The following is a 520-nucleotide window of genomic DNA, read 5'->3' on the forward strand; positions in this document are numbered from 1 at the left end:
GCCCATGGCGGTGGAGTACGGGAACTCCACGATCTTCCCGATGCCGGAGACGATGCTGATGCCGGGGCCCGGCTCCGCGCCCACATAGGCGTCGATATCGCCGCGGGCGAGGGCCGCATGCATCTCGCTGAAGCTCACGCGGATATTCGTGATGTCGCGGATGTTCATTCCCTCCATCCGCAGCCGCTCGCGCACGAAGACCTCCTGCGTCGAGCCCGGCCAGATGCCGACGCGCTTGCCGCGCAGGTCGGTCAGCGTGTTGATCGGCCCGTCCTTGCGGGCGACGATCGCCATGCCCTTGTCGCAGCAGGAGCCGATGACCGTCACCGGCTCGCGCGCCGCCGCCCCCAGGATGCCCGCGGCCACACCGAAGGCGCCGAACTCGACGGAGCGCGTCACGACAGCGTTCTTTCCCTCGGTCGGGCTTTCGAAGGGGATGACCTCGACCGTCATGCCCTCCGGCATGAAGCGCTCGTAGAAGAAGGGGGTGATGGAGTGGATGAGCCGCAGCGCGCCCATC

1 protein-coding gene is annotated in these 520 nt (G+C 67.9%); it reads right to left on the bottom strand.

The features are described from left to right. Positions 1–520 (bottom strand): NrtA/SsuA/CpmA family ABC transporter substrate-binding protein (locus AC1DWF_RS38555; protein WP_476843666.1); only part of this gene is annotated, 520 nt, incomplete at both ends.

The organism is Aminobacter sp. P4_D5 (genome assembly GCF_056401815.1).